This window comes from Streptomyces sp. NPDC005302 (assembly GCF_040607345.1).
In the GTDB taxonomy this organism is placed as follows: domain Bacteria; phylum Actinomycetota; class Actinomycetes; order Streptomycetales; family Streptomycetaceae; genus Streptomyces.
Map to the genome: position 1 here is coordinate 276,299 of NZ_JBEXGN010000009.1, position 16,735 is coordinate 293,033.

11 protein-coding genes and 1 pseudogene are annotated in these 16,735 nt (G+C 72.0%); all 12 read left to right on the forward strand.

Annotation, left to right across the window (positions count from 1 at the left end):
• Positions 1-135 precede the first annotated feature (135 nt).
• The 12 genes and pseudogenes from ABZT74_RS16675 to ABZT74_RS16730 all read left to right on the forward strand — a co-directional run bounded on the left by ABZT74_RS16675 (position 136) and on the right by ABZT74_RS16730 (position 16,720).
• Entirely contained in the window at positions 136-2,280 is a 2,145-nt protein-coding gene (locus tag ABZT74_RS16675; RefSeq protein ID WP_356435584.1) for an ATP-binding protein, read from the forward strand.
• A gap of 198 nt (positions 2,281-2,478) precedes the next feature.
• Positions 2,479-4,137, forward strand: a complete 1,659-nt coding sequence (locus ABZT74_RS16680) for a PucR family transcriptional regulator (protein WP_356169846.1) — start codon at positions 2,479-2,481, stop codon at positions 4,135-4,137.
• 533 nt (positions 4,138-4,670) lie between these two features.
• Entirely contained in the window at positions 4,671-6,116 is a 1,446-nt protein-coding gene (locus tag ABZT74_RS16685; protein ID WP_356435622.1) for an aldehyde dehydrogenase family protein, read from the forward strand.
• A gap of 231 nt (positions 6,117-6,347) precedes the next feature.
• The gene (locus ABZT74_RS16690; protein ID WP_355868076.1) at positions 6,348-8,279 is read left to right on the forward strand and encodes an acyl-CoA dehydrogenase family protein; all 1,932 of its coding nucleotides are present in this window, start codon (positions 6,348-6,350) and stop codon (positions 8,277-8,279) included.
• Between the two features lie 409 nt (positions 8,280-8,688).
• Positions 8,689-9,945: a 1-deoxy-D-xylulose-5-phosphate reductoisomerase gene (gene dxr, locus ABZT74_RS16695; RefSeq protein ID WP_352203317.1), complete on the forward strand. Its 1,257-nt coding sequence runs from the start codon at positions 8,689-8,691 to the stop codon at positions 9,943-9,945.
• The gene (locus ABZT74_RS16700; RefSeq protein WP_356435587.1) at positions 9,942-11,246 is read left to right on the forward strand and encodes a site-2 protease family protein; all 1,305 of its coding nucleotides are present in this window, start codon (positions 9,942-9,944) and stop codon (positions 11,244-11,246) included. The genes dxr and ABZT74_RS16700 overlap by 4 nt, the downstream gene beginning before the upstream one ends.
• A 124-nt stretch (positions 11,247-11,370) precedes the next feature.
• Positions 11,371-11,589: pseudogene (locus ABZT74_RS16705) on the forward strand (recombinase family protein); the annotation flags it as partial.
• A gap of 41 nt (positions 11,590-11,630) precedes the next feature.
• Positions 11,631-11,783: a hypothetical protein gene (locus ABZT74_RS16710; RefSeq protein WP_356435628.1), complete on the forward strand. Its 153-nt coding sequence runs from the start codon at positions 11,631-11,633 to the stop codon at positions 11,781-11,783.
• A gap of 207 nt (positions 11,784-11,990) precedes the next feature.
• Positions 11,991-13,148: a flavodoxin-dependent (E)-4-hydroxy-3-methylbut-2-enyl-diphosphate synthase gene (gene ispG, locus ABZT74_RS16715; protein ID WP_356269153.1), complete on the forward strand. Its 1,158-nt coding sequence runs from the start codon at positions 11,991-11,993 to the stop codon at positions 13,146-13,148.
• Positions 13,149-13,453: 305 nt separating this feature from the next.
• Entirely contained in the window at positions 13,454-14,302 is an 849-nt protein-coding gene (locus ABZT74_RS16720) for a GNAT family N-acetyltransferase (RefSeq protein ID WP_355868088.1), read from the forward strand.
• A gap of 85 nt (positions 14,303-14,387) precedes the next feature.
• Entirely contained in the window at positions 14,388-14,957 is a 570-nt protein-coding gene (locus ABZT74_RS16725; protein WP_356435590.1) for a GNAT family N-acetyltransferase, read from the forward strand.
• A gap of 71 nt (positions 14,958-15,028) precedes the next feature.
• Positions 15,029-16,720, forward strand: a complete 1,692-nt coding sequence (locus tag ABZT74_RS16730; protein ID WP_355868094.1) for a proline--tRNA ligase — start codon at positions 15,029-15,031, stop codon at positions 16,718-16,720.
• Positions 16,721-16,735: the final 15 nt, after the last annotated feature.

Genomic DNA, 16,735 nt, shown 5'->3' on the forward strand with positions numbered 1-16,735 from the left:
CGACGGGGAGGCGTAGAACCGCCGGTGACCCGGGCGCGTGGCGGGCCCGGCCGTGTAAACGGTGAACTCCCCCCGCAGGGGCACTAGATTGACCCGCGGACGAAGCACGGAGCGGCTGGTCAGGGGGCAAGGGCGATGAACAGCGACGGGACCCAGGACGCGCGGGGCACACAGGCCGGCCCCGTACCGCGTCCGGCAGGGCCGCCCGACGGGCGGCAGGCACCGGACATGCCCGCCGCCCCGCCCCGGCCCGCACGGGCGCCCGGCCTGCCGCCGCTGCCCGACGGATCCGAGTTCGTGGCCTGGGCGCGCGCGCCCAGGCCGGACGCGGCACCGGGCGTGTGGCGCTTCGGCCACCGCCCGCGGCCGGAGGCGGAGCCCGAACAGATCCCGGCCCGCCAGCTGCTCAGCGGCGCCGTCATCGCCTTCCTCGTGGGATGGCTCGTCTGGTCGCTGCTCTGGAACGGCTACCTCGGCGGCTGGTGGGTCCTGCCCCTCGAACTGTTCACCCCGGACTCCTGGCGCCACAGCGGCGACCGCGTCGGCAACGCGTTCCTCTGGTACGGCTACTACACGCTGATCGCCCTGATCATCATGGTCGTCGTCGGACGGCTCGGCCGCTGGAACGAGATCTGGCGCCGCTACGGACCGCCCGCCTGGCGAGGCGCCGCCCCGGTGGACGAGCGACCGCCCGCCCCCGAGGACGACCCCGTCCAGTGGAACCAGCTCCGCGCCGCGGGCGCCACCGAGGCCGCCGACCGGCTCGCCGCCGACGCCCGCCGCGGGCTGATGCGCGACGTCGACCACGCCCGCATCGCCCGCGCCTGGCAGGGCGTACGCAGCGGACGGCACAGCCTCGCCACCTTCACCGGCGCGGTCGTCAAGGACGGCTCGGCCGCCTGTCTGCACCCCTCCGGCGCACGCGACCTGCCAGGACGCCTCGCCCGCCACGACCTGGTGACCGGACAGGTCCGCCTCGGCACGACCGCCGACGACGCCCGCAACCCCTACGCCTACCGCGGCACCGGCCTCGGTCTCGGACCCGACCTGCTGGGCACCTCGCTGCTCGCCGTCGGGCCCCCCGGATCCGGCAAGACCGGCGGGATCGTCTGGCCGCTCGCCGAGTCGCTGTGCCTGCACGCGCTCGCCGGACGCGCCGCGGTCGTCGTGGTCGGCGCCGCCGGCGCCGGGCTCGGACCCGTCGACGCGTACGACGTCGTCGTCCGCATCGGACACCCCGACTCCGTCTACGACCTCGACCTGTACGGCGGGACCGCCGACCCCGACGAGGCGGCGGCGGTCCTCGCCGAGGCGCTCGTCGGTGACCTCGCCGACCCGCACCCCGGCGGCGACAGCAGGCGCTCCACCACCGTGCTCGCCCAGCTGCTGGGCCCCTTCCGTTCCGTCCACGGCAGGTTCCCCTCCGTGCCCGAACTGCGCCAGCTGCTCGACGGCGCCCGCGGACCGCTCGACGCGCTCCGCAAGGGCCTGGAGGACACCGGCCAGGCGTCGCTCCTGCGCGAACTCGACGCCCGCGAACGGCAGACGGGGCTCCCCGGCGACGTCGGCGGGGTCCTCGCCGACCGGGTGGCACTGCTCGACCGGCCCGCCTTCGCCGGCTTCTTCGACACCTCGGGACAGTCGCGGCCCTTCTCGCTGCGCGCCCTCGACCACCCGGTGCGGGTCCGGATCGACCTGCCCGCGCGCGGTCACGCCGACGCCTCCCGGATCCTCGCCCGTCTGGTGCTCGCCCAGTTCTCGGCGAGCGTCGCGGTGCGCGAGGACCGCTCCCTGTTCGCCTGTCTGGTCCTCGACGACGCGACCGGCGTCATCACCCCCGAGGCCGTCCGCGGCATCCAGCGGCTGCGCTCCGGCAACGCCGGGGCCGTCCTCACCCTGCGCACCCTCGACGACGTGCCGCGCGCCCTGCGCAGCCCCCTGCTGGGGGCCATCGGCTGCCGGATGGCGCTGTCCGGGCTCACCCCCTGGGACGGGCAGGACTTCGCCGAGGTCTGGGGCAAGGAGTGGATCGAGGCCCGCGACGTCACCGACCGGCAGATCATCGCCGAGACACCCGCGGGCAAGGCCGTCCACATGCTGCGCCGGGTGATCACCGGGAACGCGCCGAGCGCCCGCGCCGTCACCGTCCGGCAGGTCGAACGCGAGCGCTGGTCCGCGTCAGAGCTGGCCCACGGAGTCCCGCCCGGTCACGCGGTGCTGTCGCTGACCAGCGTCAAGGGCGAGCACGCGCCGCCCCTGCTGGTCGACCTGCGCGGCTGACCCGCCGGCCCGCGCGGCCGACCGCCGGGGCAGATGATCGCCGCTGAGCTGGACGTATGGGCACGAGGTCACGCGGCGACCGTACGGTGAGGCAGAATCGACACAGGTCGTTCATACGCGGCGGCCAAAAGATCACAGAGATCACACCGGACCCGACCTGAGATCACAGAGATCACACAGACCTGACCTGAAGGCCTCATGCCCCCCACGCTCGCCTCGCTCGTCCACCACTCCGCGCTGAAGCTCACGGTGCGAGCGGGCGAGGACCGGCTGGACGTACCCGTCCGCTGGGCGCACGTCAGCGAGCTCGCCGACCCCGTGCCCTACATGGAGGGCGGGGAACTGCTCCTGATCACCGCGCTCAAGCTGGACGCGGACGACCCCGACGTCATGCAGCGCTACGTGAAGCGGCTGGCCGGCGCGGGAGTCGTCGGACTCGGCTTCGCCGTCGGGGTCAACTACGAGGAGATCCCCAAGGCCCTCGTCGAGGCCGCCGAGAAGGAGGGCCTGCCCCTCCTCGAAGTACCCCGGCGCACCCCCTTCCTCGCCATCAGCAAGGCCGTCTCCGCCGCCATCGCCGCCGACCAGTACCGGGCCGTCACCGCCGGGTTCGCCGCGCAGCGCGAACTCACCAAGCAGGCCCTGACCGACGGCCCCGAAGGACTCCTCTCCGCGCTCGCCGGGCAGGTCGACGGCTGGGCGGCGCTCTACGACGCGTCCGGCGCCGTCGTCGCCACCGCGCCCGAATGGGCCGGACGCCGGGCCGCGCGGCTCACCCCGGACGTGGAGCGGCTGCGGGAGCGGCCCGCGCCGGCCAGCTCGGTGGTGGGCGGCGAGGACCGCGTCGAACTGCACTCCCTCGGCACCGGACGCAGGCCCCGCGCCGCCCTCGCCGTCGGGACCGCCGCCGCCCTCGGCACCGCCGAGCGCTACGCCCTCCACTCGGCCATCGCCCTGCTCACGCTCACCACGGAACGCTCCCGGTCGCTGCACGCCGCCGAACAGCGGATCGGCGCGGCCGTCCTGCGGATGCTGCTCGCCGGTGAACCCGACCACGCCCGGGCCGTCGCGGGCGACCTGTACGGCCGGCTCCTCGACGCGCCCTTCCGGCTGATCATCGCCGAGGCTGCGTCCGGGTCCGCCGCGCGGGCGCATGCCGACGGTCACGCGCGCGTGGGCGCGGCCACCCGCTCCAAGACCCCCGTCGCCGTCCCCGACGTCAACGGCGATCCGCTGGGCGGCCTCGCCGAGGTCCTCGAGTCGGCCGCCGCCCGCTCCGGGGAGTCCGTGCTCGTCGTGCCCGAGGGGGAGCGGCTGGTCGTGCTCGCCGTGGACGGCGGCGCCGCGGTCACCGCCTGCGGGGACTACGCGGTGGTGCTGGAGGCCGCCCGCGCAGCACAGCGCGAGCAGCCCGCCGGGGACGAGGACGAACTCGTCGTCGGACTCTCCGCCCCCTCCGGTCCGATCGCCGCGCGCGCCGCCTACAAGCAGGCCGAGCAGGCACTGTCCGTCGCCCGGCGGCGCGGTCGCTTCCTCGTCGAGCACGAGGAACTGGCCGCCGGATCCGTGCTGCCGCTGCTCGCGGACGACGCCGTGCGGGCGTTCGCGGACGGCCTCCTGCGCGCCCTGCACGAACACGACGCCACCGGCCGCGGGGACCTGGTCGCCTCGCTGCGGGCCTGGCTGTCCCGCCACGGCCAGTGGGACGCCGCCGCCGCCGACCTGGGCGTCCACCGCCACACCCTGCGCTACCGGATGCGCCGCGTCGAAGAGATCCTCGGCCGCTCCCTCGACGATCCGGATGTCCGGATGGAACTCTGGCTGGCCCTGAAGACGACGGCCGCGACGGGGGAGTGAGGCGCGGGACGCCTCCGGTCCCGGTCGACCGCGCGCACGCACAGGCCCGGGTCTCAGCGCCGGAGCGCGGCCTCCTCGTACCGGCGGACGGAGCCTCCCGGGCCGGCCCGCGCCCGGGCTTCCGGCCGCCAGGCCAATCCGGAGCGCGGTCGACCGCGCACACGCACAGGCCCGGGTCTCAGCACCGGGGCCCGGCCTCCCCGTACCGGCGGACCGTGCCTCCCGGGCCGGGCCGCGCCCGGGCTTCCGGCCACCAGGCCAATCCGGAGCGCGGTCGACCGCGCACACGCACGGGCCCGGGTCTCAGTACCGGGGTCCGGCCTCCCCGTACCGGCGGACCGAGCCTCCCGGGCCGACCCGCGCCCGGGCCTCCAGCCACCAGGCCAATCCGGCGCACCCCGCTCCCCGACTGCTACGCGTCGGACAAACGACCCCCGCTGCCCACGGCCCTACCGTGGAGCCGGACAGCGCAAGACCGCCAGCAACACCCCCCAACACTGAAGGGCCGGGACTCGCAGATGCCGCAGAAAATTGTGGGGGCCACCCACGCCTTCTGGCTCGCCGGCCGCCAGGTCACCGGTGAGACCACCTTCGACGTCACCTCGCCGTGGGACGGCCGGGTCGTCGGTCAGGTCAGCGTGCCCACCGAGGCCCAGGTCGAGGAGGCCGTGGCAGCCGCCCACGCCGTGCGGGACGAGTTCGCCGCCACGCCGGCCCACGTGCGCGCCGCCGCCCTCGACCACGTCTCGCGCCGTCTCGTCGAGCGCACCGAGGAGATCGCGCAGCTCATCTCCGCCGAGAACGGCAAGCCGATCAAGTGGGCCCGGGGTGAGGTCGGCCGCGCCGTCTCCGTCTTCCGGTTCGCCGCCGAGGAGGCCCGCCGGTTCAACGGCGGCGAGGCCCAGCGCCTCGACACCGACCAGGGCGGCCAGGGCCGGCTCGCCCTCACGCGCCGCTTCCCCAAGGGTGTCGTCCTCGGTATCGCGCCCTTCAACTTCCCGCTCAACCTGTGCGCCCACAAGATCGCCCCGGCCATCGCCGCCGGCGCCCCGATCATCCTGAAGCCGGCACCCGCCACCCCGCTGTCCGGCCTCGTCATCGGTGACCTGCTCGCCGAGACCGACCTGCCGGCCGGTTCGTGGAGCATCCTGCCGGTCGCCAACGACAAGATGCCCGCCCTCGTCCAGGACGAGCGCCTCCCGGTCATCTCCTTCACCGGGTCCGAGAAGGTCGGCTACGCGATCATGGACTCGGTGCCGCGCAAGCACTGCACCCTGGAGCTGGGCGGCAACGGCGCGGCCGTCGTCCTCGCCGACTTCGCGAGCGACGCCGACCTGGACTGGGCCGCGACACGGATCGCGACCTTCTCGAACTACCAGGGCGGCCAGTCCTGCATCTCCGTGCAGCGCGTGATCGCCGACGCCTCGGTGTACGACCGGCTGCTGCCGCGCATCGTCGCCGCCGTCGAGGCACAGGTCACCGGTGACCCCTCCGACGCCGGCACGGACGTCGGCCCCCTCGTCAGCGAGGCCGCCGCCGAGCGCGTCGAGTCCTGGGTGGACGAGGCCGTGGCCGCCGGCGCCACGCTCCTCACCGGCGGCAAGCGCGACGGCGCCTCCTACGCGCCGACCGTCCTCACCGACGTACCGGCCGACGCCACGATCTCCTGCGAGGAGGTCTTCGGCCCGGTCCTCACCGTGCACAAGGTCGACGGAGAGGCCGCCGCCTTCGCCGCCGCCAACAACTCCAAGTACGGCCTCCAGGCGGGCGTCTTCACGCACGACCTCCAGACCGCCTTCCGCGCCCACCGCGCCCTGGAGGTGGGCGGCGTGGTCATCGGCGACGTCCCGTCCTACCGCGCCGACCAGATGCCGTACGGCGGCGCCAAGCAGTCCGGCGTCGGCCGCGAGGGCGTCCGCTTCGCCATGGACGACTACACCTACGAGCGGGTGCTGGTGCTGACCGGCCTCGCCCTCTGAGCGAGACCACGCACGACCTCACCGAAGCCGACGGCCTGAGCCCACTGTGCGGGAGCTCAGGCCGTCGGCGTGTCCGCCCCCGGACCCCCCGGCGCACGGCGCGCGTTGGGCCGAACGCCGCGTGAGGGCTGGTGGGCTGACAGGGAATCGGGTACACGGGTACATACGATCGAGTAGCACCGGTCGGTAACGAATTGTCCTGTGTCCCCTATCCGCGGCGAGGTGAGCCTCATGTCCGCACCACCCCACCAGCCCACAGTCACCGAACGTGAGGCACGTCAGGTCGCCGAAGCCGCCCGCGAACAGGACTGGCACAAGCCCAGTTTCGCGAAGGAGCTCTTCCTCGGCCGGTTCCGGCTCGACCTCATCCATCCGCACCCGATGCCCGCGGACGAGGACGCCCAGCGCGGCGAGGAGTTCCTCGCCAAACTCCGCGACTTCTGCGAGACGCAGATCGACTCGGCCCGCATCGAGCGCGAGGCGCAGATCCCGGACGAGACCGTCGACGGGCTCAAGGAACTCGGCGCCCTCGGCATGAAGATCGACACGAAGTACGGCGGCCTCGGCCTCACCCAGGTGTACTACAACAAGGCCCTCGCCCTGGTCGGCTCCGCGAGCCCCGCGATCGGCGCCCTGCTCTCCGCCCACCAGTCCATCGGCGTACCCCAGCCGCTGAAGCAGTTCGGCACCCAGGAGCAGAAGGACACCTTCCTGCCCCGCTGCGCCCGTACCGACATCTCCGCCTTCCTGCTCACCGAGCCGGACGTCGGCTCCGACCCGGCGCGCCTCGCGACCACCGCCGTGCGGGACGGGGACGACTACGTCCTCGACGGAGTGAAACTGTGGACGACCAACGGAGTCGTCGCGGACCTCCTCGTCGTGATGGCCCGCGTCCCGAAGTCCGAGGGGCACAAGGGCGGCATCACCGCGTTCGTCGTCGAAGCCGGCTCCGAGGGCATCACCGTCGAGCACCGCAACGCCTTCATGGGCCTGCGGGGCCTGGAGAACGGCGTCACCCGCTTCCACCAGGTCCGGGTCCCCGCCGCGAACCGCATCGGCCCCGAGGGCGCCGGCCTGAAGATCGCCCTGACCACCCTCAACACCGGCCGGCTGTCCCTGCCCGCGATGTGCGTGGGCGCCGGCAAGTGGTGCCTCAAGATCGCCCGCGAATGGTCGGCGGCCCGTGAACAGTGGGGCAAGCCCGTCGCCCTCCACGAGGCGGTCGGCTCCAAGATCTCCTTCATCGCGGCCACCACGTTCGCCCTCGAAGCCGTCCTCGACCTGTCGTCGCAGATGGCCGACGAGAACCGCAACGACATCCGCATCGAAGCCGCCCTCGCCAAGCTGTACGGCTCCGAGATGGCCTGGCTGATGGCCGACGAACTGGTCCAGATCCGCGGCGGCCGGGGCTTCGAGACCGCCGAGTCGCTGGCGGCCCGCGGCGAACGCGCCGTCCCGACCGAGCAGATCCTGCGCGACCTGCGGATCAACCGCATCTTCGAGGGCTCCACGGAGATCATGCACCTGCTGATCGCCCGGGAGGCCGTCGACGCCCACCTCTCGGTCGCCGGCGACCTCATCGACCCCGAGAAGTCGCTCTCGGACAAGGCGAAGGCGGGCGCCAACGCCGGCGTCTTCTACGCCAAGTGGCTGCCGAAACTGGTGGTCGGACCCGGCAGGCTCCCGAACTCCTTCGGCGAGTTCAAGCACGAGGTCGACCTCTCCCCGCACCTTCGCTACGTCGAGCGCAGCGCCCGCAAACTCGCCCGGTCGACCTTCTACGCCATGTCTCGCTGGCAGGGCCGGATGGAGACCAAGCAGGGCTTCCTCGGCCGGATCGTCGACATCGGCGCCGAACTGTTCGCGATGAGCGCGGCCTGCGTACGGGCCGAGCTCCTGCGCAGCACCGACGACCACGGCCGCGAGGCCTACCAGCTCGCCGACGTCTTCTGCCGGCAGTCCCGCATCCGCGTGGAGGAACTCTTCGGGCGCCTGTGGTCCAACACCGACGACCTCGACCGCACGGTGGTCAAGGGCGTCCTGTCCGGCACGTACACCTGGCTGGAGGAGGGCGTCGTCGACCCGTCCGGGGAAGGCCCCTGGATCGCTGACGCGACACCCGGGCCGAGCGAGCGGGAGAACCTCCACCGCCCCATCCGCTGACGGCCTCGACACCCACGTCGGCCGCGACCACGCCGCACCGCCCCTCGACACGGCGGACGGCGTGGTCGAAGGCGCGTTCGCCCGCCCGTGGACGCACCCGCACGCCGGCCGCAGCCTCACCCGCACGCCCCGCCGCACCGGCCCGCGCGAACGGCCCGCCCGCCGGGGGCGGCGCCCCCCTCCGACACCACGCTCCAGGCGCCGCCGTACACGCTGACCTGCGGATCAGTACGACCGCCCGGCAGGTCGGACACCCACAGGGGACCGGCTCCCCGCCGACGGCGTCGCCATCGGGCGTTCCCGCTCCCCACCGCACCCGACGCGATCGCACCGGCGGAATCGGGTGTGAAGGAGCGGGAACAGGGGACGCCCTGTCCTGCCGCAGGCGCGATGCGGCCACAATGGGGGGATGAGCGACAGTCCAGCCCCCCTCGCTGATCCGCATCTCGTCTTCGACCCCGTGGACGGAGCCCGCGATGTCGTGATCCTCGGCTCCACCGGCTCGATCGGCACCCAGGCCATCGACCTCGTGCTGCGCAACCCCGACCGGTTCCGGGTCACCGCGCTCTCCGCCGCCGGCGGCCGGGTCGCCCTGCTCGCCGAGCAGGCCCACCGGCTCCGGGTGCGGACGGTCGCCGTCGCGCGCGAGGACGCCGTACCGGCGCTGAGGGAGGCCCTCGCGGACCAGTACGGCCCGGGCGAGCCCCTTCCCGAGATCCTGGCAGGACCGGAGGCCGCCACCCAGGTCGCCGCCTCCGACTGCCACACCGTCCTGAACGGCATCACCGGCTCCATCGGCCTCGCCCCGACCCTCGCCGCCCTGGAGGCGGGCCGCACCCTCGCGCTCGCCAACAAGGAGTCGCTCATCGTCGGCGGCCCGCTGGTGAAGGCGCTCGCCGAGCCGGGCCAGATCATCCCGGTCGACTCCGAGCACGCCGCGCTCTTCCAGGCGCTCGCCGCCGGCACCCGCGCGGACGTCCGCAAACTCGTCGTCACCGCCTCCGGAGGCCCGTTCCGCGGCCGTACGAAGGCGGAACTGGCGGACGTGGCACCGGCCGACGCCCTCGCGCACCCCACCTGGGCCATGGGACCGGTCATCACGATCAACTCCGCGACCCTGGTGAACAAGGGACTGGAAGTCATCGAGGCCCACCTCCTCTACGACATTCCCTTCGATCGCATTGAGGTGGTCGTGCACCCGCAGTCGTATGTCCACTCGATGGTGGAATTCACGGACGGCTCGACGATCGCCCAGGCGACGCCCCCCGACATGCGGGGGCCGATCGCCATCGGCCTCGGCTGGCCCGAGCGCGTCCCGGACGCGGCGCCGGCCTTCGACTGGACCAAGGCGTCGAGCTGGGAGTTCTTCCCCCTCGACACCGAAGCCTTCCCCTCCGTGGGGCTCGCCCGGCACGTGGGGCAGCTCGCGGGGACGGCTCCGGCGGTGTTCAATGCCGCCAACGAGGAGTGCGTGGACGCGTTCCTGAACGGCACCCTGCCGTTCAACGGGATCATGGAGACTGTGACGCGGGTGGTCGAGGAACACGGCACACCGCGGACGGGAACTTCCCTGACCGTCGCGGACGTCCTCGAAGCAGAGACCTGGGCGCGTGCCCGGGCTCGTGAACTGACGGTACGGACGACAACCGCGGAGGCTCGTGCATGACGACCCTGATGATGATCCTCGGCATAGTCGTCTTCGTGGTCGGCCTGCTCATCTCGATCGCGTGGCACGAGCTGGGGCATCTGTCGACGGCCAAACTGTTCGGCATCCGTGTGCCGCAGTACATGGTCGGCTTCGGCCCGACCATCTGGTCGCGCAAGAAGGGCGACACCGAGTACGGCGTCAAGGCCGTCCCCCTCGGCGGGTACATCCGCATGATCGGGATGTTCCCGCCCGGCCCGGACGGACGGATCGAGGCCCGCTCGACCTCCCCCTTCAGGGGCATGATCGAGGACGCCAGATCGGCGGCCTTCGAGGAACTGCAGCCCGGTGACGAGACCCGCCTCTTCTACACGCGCAAGCCGTGGAAGCGCGTGATCGTGATGTTCGCCGGCCCCTTCATGAACCTCATCCTCGCCGTCGTGATCTTCCTCGGCGTGATGATGACGTTCGGCGTGAACACCCAGACGACCACGGTCGGCAAGGTCTCGGACTGCGTCATCCAGCAGAGCGAGAACCGCACGAAGTGCGCGAAGAGCGACGATGCGGCGCCCGCCAAGGCCGCGGGACTCAAGGGCGGCGACAAGATCGTCGCGTTCGACGGCAAGCCGGTCAAGGACTGGGAGGCCCTCCAGTCCGACATCCGGGCCAACCCCGGCAAGGACGTCGCGCTCACCGTCGAGCGCAAGGGCGAGCGCCTCGACCTGAACGCCCACCTGATCAGGAACCAGGTGAGCAAGACCGACGGCGACGGCGGCTACGTCGAGGGCAAGTACGTGTACGCCGGCTTCCTCGGCTTCACGCCCGCCTCCGGCATCGTCGAGCAGTCGCTCGGACAGTCCGTGACCCGCATGGGCGACATGATGCAGAACGGCGTCGAATCCCTGGTCGCGCTGCCCGGCAAGGTCCCCGACCTGTGGGACGCGGCCTTCGGCGACGGCCCGCGCAAGGCCGACTCCCCGATGGGCGTGGTCGGCGCGGCACGCATCGGCGGTGACGTCTTCACCCTCGACATCCCCGCGTCGCAGCAGGTCGCGATGATGCTGCTGCTGGTCGCCGGCTTCAACCTCTCCCTCTTCCTGTTCAACATGCTCCCCCTGCTGCCGCTCGACGGCGGGCACATCGCGGGGGCGCTCTGGGAGTCGCTGCGGCGGAACACGGCGAAGCTCCTGAAGCGGCCGGACCCCGGCCCGTTCGACGTGGCGAAGCTGATGCCGGTGGCCTACGTGGTGGCCGGAGTCTTCGTCTGCTTCACGATCCTGGTCTTCATCGCGGACGTGGTTAACCCGGTCCGCATCAGCTGACCGAGTGCTCGTCCGGGCAGGCCGGTCGCCCGTGCCCCGCTCTCCACCCACGTAACTCACATGGGTGAAGAGCGGGGCTTCTTCGCTTCTTCACCAGTGCGGTTTTCGTACGTTCCTTCTGTTCATGGGTGACCCCAGCGGTGCGCCAACACTGTCGACCAACGAACACCGAGCAGGGACCCCGCTAGGGATTCCCGCCCAACGGCAGGCCATCCAGTCGCATGCCGCACGACGCCCGAGGTGGCACCTCGTGGGATACCAGCAGGACACCGGCGCATCGGGCTCGACGGACTCGCGTCCCGGTTTCGACGCACTGCTCGCAGACATCGCGGCGGGGCAGGTGCGATACGTGATGCTCAGTGGGAACCGGGTGACCGTGCGAAAGTGCGAGCCAGGCAGCGGGTGTGGCTGGAGAGCGGCGTCTGGGAGGCCCTGGTCAGGCTGCTCAACGAGGAGGGCGGCGGAACGCCGGTCTTTCAGCGAAGCGTGCCATCGCTCCTGATCCGCACGGCACTGGACGCCGAACGGATTGCCTGAGGGCCCGGCGATCGGCCCGACAGGGTTCCATCCGGACAGGCTGCCCAGGGGGAACCGTCTCCATGTCGGGCCGATCGCCATACACCGACATCGAGTGGACCGCAGGACGTCATGTGCCTCCGTACACCTGCGTGCCGTAATCTCAAATCTTGGAGCCCGCTGCTCACGGGACCAGCACTTGATCCACGACTTGGGGTTGCACAGCAGATGACTGCGATTTCTCTCGGCATGCCGTCCGTTCCGACCAAGCTGGCCGAGCGCCGCAAGAGCCGACAGATCCAGGTCGGAACCGTCGCCGTGGGCGGAGACGCTCCCGTCTCGGTGCAGTCGATGACGACCACGCGTACGTCGGACATCGGCGCCACGCTGCAGCAGATCGCCGAGCTGACCGCGTCCGGCTGCCAGATCGTGCGCGTGGCCTGCCCCACGCAGGACGACGCCGACGCGCTCGCCACCATCGCCAGGAAGTCCCAGCTCCCGGTCATCGCGGACATCCACTTCCAGCCGAAGTACGTGTTCGCCGCGATCAACGCCGGCTGTGCGGCCGTTCGCGTCAACCCCGGCAACATCAAGCAGTTCGACGACCAGGTCAAGGAGATCGCGCGGGCCGCGAAGGACACCGGCACCCCGATCCGGATCGGCGTCAACGCGGGCTCCCTCGACAAGCGTCTGCTCCAGAAGTACGGCAAGGCGACCCCCGAGGCGCTCGTCGAGTCCGCGCTCTGGGAGGCGTCCCTCTTCGAGGAGCACGACTTCCGCGACATCAAGATCTCGGTCAAGCACAACGACCCGGTCGTCATGGTCAACGCCTACCGCCAGCTCGCCGCCGCCTGCGACTACCCGCTGCACCTCGGCGTGACCGAGGCCGGCCCGGCGTTCCAGGGCACCATCAAGTCGGCCGTCGCCTTCGGCGCCCTGCTCTCCGAGGGCATCGGCGACACCATCCGCGTCTCCCTGTCGGCCCCGCCGGTCGAGGAGGTCAAGGTCGGCCTCCAGATCCTGGAGTCGCTGAACCTCAAGCAGCGCGGCCTGGAGATCGTCTCCTGCCCGTCCTGCGGCCGCGCCCAGGTCGACGTCTACAAGCTGGCCGAGGAAGTGACCGCCGGCCTCACGGGCATGGAGGTCCCGCTCCGCGTCGCCGTCATGGGCTGCGTCGTGAACGGCCCGGGCGAGGCCCGCGAGGCCGACCTCGGCGTCGCCTCCGGCAACGGCAAGGGCCAGATCTTCGTCAAGGGCGAGGTCATCAAGACCGTCCCCGAGTCGAAGATCGTGGAGACCCTCATCGAAGAGGCGATGAAGCTCGCCGAGCAGATGGAGGCCGAGGGCGTCGCCTCCGGCGAACCGTCGATCTCGGTCGCCGGCTGACCCGGCACCGCATCCCGACCGGCTCGTTCGGACTCCTCTCCGGACGAGCCGGCCGCGTTTCCACCGGGTCCGCCCGAGCGCGGCCCCGGGGGCGAGACGCCCAGGGACGACACCCGGGACGACGCTCAGGGACGAGGGGAACGGCGCTGCCGACCCCGACGAATCCGTAGCCGAACGGCCGGGCCGGAACCCGGGACCGCGCGCGTCCCCGTGGCTCAGGGTTCCCCCGGAACAAGGGGCGGCGGGTCACAACCACGGCAGGTACAGTGCGGAGATCAGCAGACCCCAGGGTGAGGCCCCCGCACGTGTTGACCCAGACCACCACCAGGGTCCTCGAACCGAGTGACCTGGACGCCGCGCTCGCCGTCCTCGACCGCGAGCCGGTGACGAACGCCTTCGTCGCCTCCCGCGTACGGGTCGCGGGCCTCGATCCGTGGCGGCTCGGCGGCGAGATGTGGGGCTGGTACGAGGACGGCATGCTGCAGTCCCTCTGCTACGCGGGCGCCAACCTCGTCCCGATCTGCGCCACCCCGCGTGCCGTACGCGGCTTCGCCGACCGGGCCCGCCGGGGCGGCCGCCGCTGCTCCTCGATCGTCGGCCCCGCCGAACCCACCGCCCAGTTGTGGCGGCTGCTCGAACCGAGCTGGGGCCCGGCCCGCGACGTCCGCGCCCACCAGCCCCTGATGGTCACCGACCGGCTGCCCGCCGCCGTCACCCCGGATCCGTTCGTCCGCCGCGTCCGCAAGGACGAGATGGAGACGATCATGCCGGCGTGCGTGGCGATGTTCACCGAGGAGGTCGGCGTCTCGCCGATGGCCGGTGACGGGGGACTCCTCTACCAGGCCCGGGTGGCCGAACTCGTCGGCGCCGGCCGGTCCTTCGCCCGCCTCGGCCAGGACGGCAAGGTCGTCTTCAAGGCCGAGATCGGCGCCGCGACCGCCCACGCCTGCCAGATCCAGGGCGTCTGGGTGGCCCCCGAGTACCGCGGCCGGGGCGTGGCCGCTCCCGGTATGGCGGCCGTCCTGCGCTACGCCCTCGCCGACGTCGCCCCCGTCGTCAGCCTCTATGTGAACGACTTCAACACCGCGGCCCGGGCGACCTACCGCAGGGTCGGCTTCCAAGAGGTCGGCGCGTTCATGAGCGTCCTGTTCTGACACCCGGCGCACCGGCCCGTACCGGCGCCGGAGACCGTTCCCGCGGACCTCACGCGCCCCACGGTTCGCCAGGTAGTCTCCCCGCATGCTGCGCATTCCCGGTCACGGCCACCGCAACTCCGACGACGTGGCCGTCGGCCCGCTGGATCTCGCGGCGCGCGTCGACGAGGCGCTCGCCGTGCAGGCCCTCGCGTTCGGGCTCGGCGCGGAGGAGATCGCCGTACGCCGTCAGATCGTGCTGCGCCACCTCACGTACCCGGGAGCCCACGCGCTCGGCGCCACCACCGTCGACGGCCGGCTCGTCGGCTTCGTCTACGGCATGCCGAACGACCGCGGCCACTGGTGGTCCACCGTCGTCGAGCCGTATCTGCGGGCGCAGGGCCAGGAGGGCTGGCTCGACCACTCCTTCGTGATCACCGAGCTGCATGTGCACCCCCGGTTCCAGAACCGCGGTGTCGGCCGCGCCCTGATCACCGGCATCACCGCGACCGCCACCGAGCCCCGCTCGATCCTCTCCGCGATCGACGTCGACAGCCCGGCCCGCGGCCTCTACCGTTCCCTCGGCTACGAGGACCTGGCGCAGCGGGTCCTGTTCCCCAGCGCCCCCAAGCCGTACGCCGTGATGGGCGCCCCTCTGCCGCTGCGTCGCCGCTAATGGATTTCCGGGACCGGCCGCCCCCCGGCTAACCTCCTGGCATCACCCTTACGCAGCAGGAGTCGAGAATCATGGCCCAGGTCCAGCGCATGTCCCGTTTGATGGTCAAGACATTGCGTGACGACCCGGCGGACGCGGAGACGCTCAGCCACAAGCTGCTCGTCCGCGCCGGCTACGTGCGACGCAACGCCGCGGGCATCTGGACGTGGCTGCCGCTCGGCAAGAAGGTCCTCGACAACATCTCCCGCGTGGTCCGCGAGGAGATGGACGCGATCGGCGCCCAGGAGGTCCTCCTGCCGGCCCTGCTGCCCAAGGAGCCCTACGAGGCCTCGGGCCGCTGGGACGAGTACGGCGACCTGCTCTTCCGTCTCAAGGACCGCAAGGGCGGCGAGTACCTGCTCGGCCCGACGCACGAGGAGATCTTCACCCTCCTGGTCAAGGACCAGGCGTCCTCGTACAAGGACCTGCCGGTCATGCTCTACCAGATCCAGACGAAGTACCGGGACGAGGCCCGCCCCCGCTCGGGAGTGCTGCGCGGCCGTGAGTTCCACATGAAGGACTCGTACTCCTTCGACACCACGGACGAGGGGCTCGCCGAGTCCTACCGGCTGCACCGCGAGGCGTACCAGAAGATCTTCACGCGCCTCGGTCTCGACTACCGCATCGTGTCCGCCGTGTCCGGCGCCATGGGCGGTTCCGCCTCCGAGGAGTTCCTCGCCCCCGCCGCCGCGGGTGAGGACACCTTCGCGGACTGCCCCGCCTGCGACTACGCCGCCAACACGGAGGCCGTGACGTTCGCGCTCGCGCCCGTCTCCGAGGAGCACGGCCCGGTCGAGGAGCTGGACACCCCCGACACCCCCACCATCGAGTCGCTCGCCGAGCACCTCGGCGTGCCCGCCTCCGCGACGCTGAAGAACCTGCTGGTCAAGGTCGACGGCGAGATCGTGGCCGTGGGCGTCCCCGGCAACCGTGAGGTCGACCTGGGCAAGCTGGGCGAGCACCTCGCCCCGGCCGTCGTCGAGCTCGTCACGGCCGAGGACTTCGAGGGCCGTGACGACCTCGTACGGGGTTACGTCGGACCGCAGGGCCTGGACAAGGTCCGCTACATCGCGGACCCGCGCATCGCGCCCGGCACCGCCTGGATCACGGGCGCCAACAAGGCCGACACGCACGCGAGGAACGTCGTCGCCGGCCGCGACTTCGAGGTCGACGACCACCTCGACGTCGTCGTGGTCGAAGAGGGCGACCCCTGCCCGAACTGCGGCACCGGACTCAAGCTGGACCGGGCCATCGAGATCGGCCACATCTTCCAGCTGGGCCGCAAGTACGCCGACACCTTCCAGCTCGACGTCCTCGGCCAGCAGGGCAAGCCGGTCCGCGTGACCATGGGCTCGTACGGCATCGGTGTCTCCCGCGCGGTCGCCGCCCTGGCCGAGCAGTCGGCGGACGATCAGGGTCTGTGCTGGCCCAAGGAGATCGCGCCGGCGGACGTGTACGTGGTCGCCGCGGGCAAGGCCCTGCAGACCGAGCTGGCGCTCGACGTGTCGGAGAAGCTCGGTGCCGTGGGCGTCCGCGTCCTGGTCGACGACCGCGCCGGTGTCTCGCCGGGCGTGAAGTTCACCGACGCGGAGCTCATCGGCGTACCGAAGATCCTGGTCGCCGGCCGCCGCTCGGCCGAGGGCGTCCTGGAGCTGAAGGACCGCCGCACCGGTGAGCGCGAGGAACTGACCGTCGACGAGGCCATCGCCCGCCTGACGGCCTAGGGATCCCCTGGCGGC

Coding starts and splice junctions, on each gene's coding strand:
- ABZT74_RS16725 (WP_356435590.1), top strand. CDS start 14,388: ATGCTGCGCATTCCCGGTCACGGCCACCGCAACTCCGACGACGTGGCC.
- ABZT74_RS16730 (WP_355868094.1), top strand. CDS start 15,029: ATGGCCCAGGTCCAGCGCATGTCCCGTTTGATGGTCAAGACATTGCGT.
- dxr (WP_352203317.1), top strand. CDS start 8,689: ATGAGCGACAGTCCAGCCCCCCTCGCTGATCCGCATCTCGTCTTCGAC.
- ABZT74_RS16680 (WP_356169846.1), top strand. CDS start 2,479: ATGCCCCCCACGCTCGCCTCGCTCGTCCACCACTCCGCGCTGAAGCTC.
- ABZT74_RS16675 (WP_356435584.1), top strand. CDS start 136: ATGAACAGCGACGGGACCCAGGACGCGCGGGGCACACAGGCCGGCCCC.
- ispG (WP_356269153.1), top strand. CDS start 11,991: ATGACTGCGATTTCTCTCGGCATGCCGTCCGTTCCGACCAAGCTGGCC.
- ABZT74_RS16690 (WP_355868076.1), top strand. CDS start 6,348: ATGTCCGCACCACCCCACCAGCCCACAGTCACCGAACGTGAGGCACGT.
- ABZT74_RS16700 (WP_356435587.1), top strand. CDS start 9,942: ATGACGACCCTGATGATGATCCTCGGCATAGTCGTCTTCGTGGTCGGC.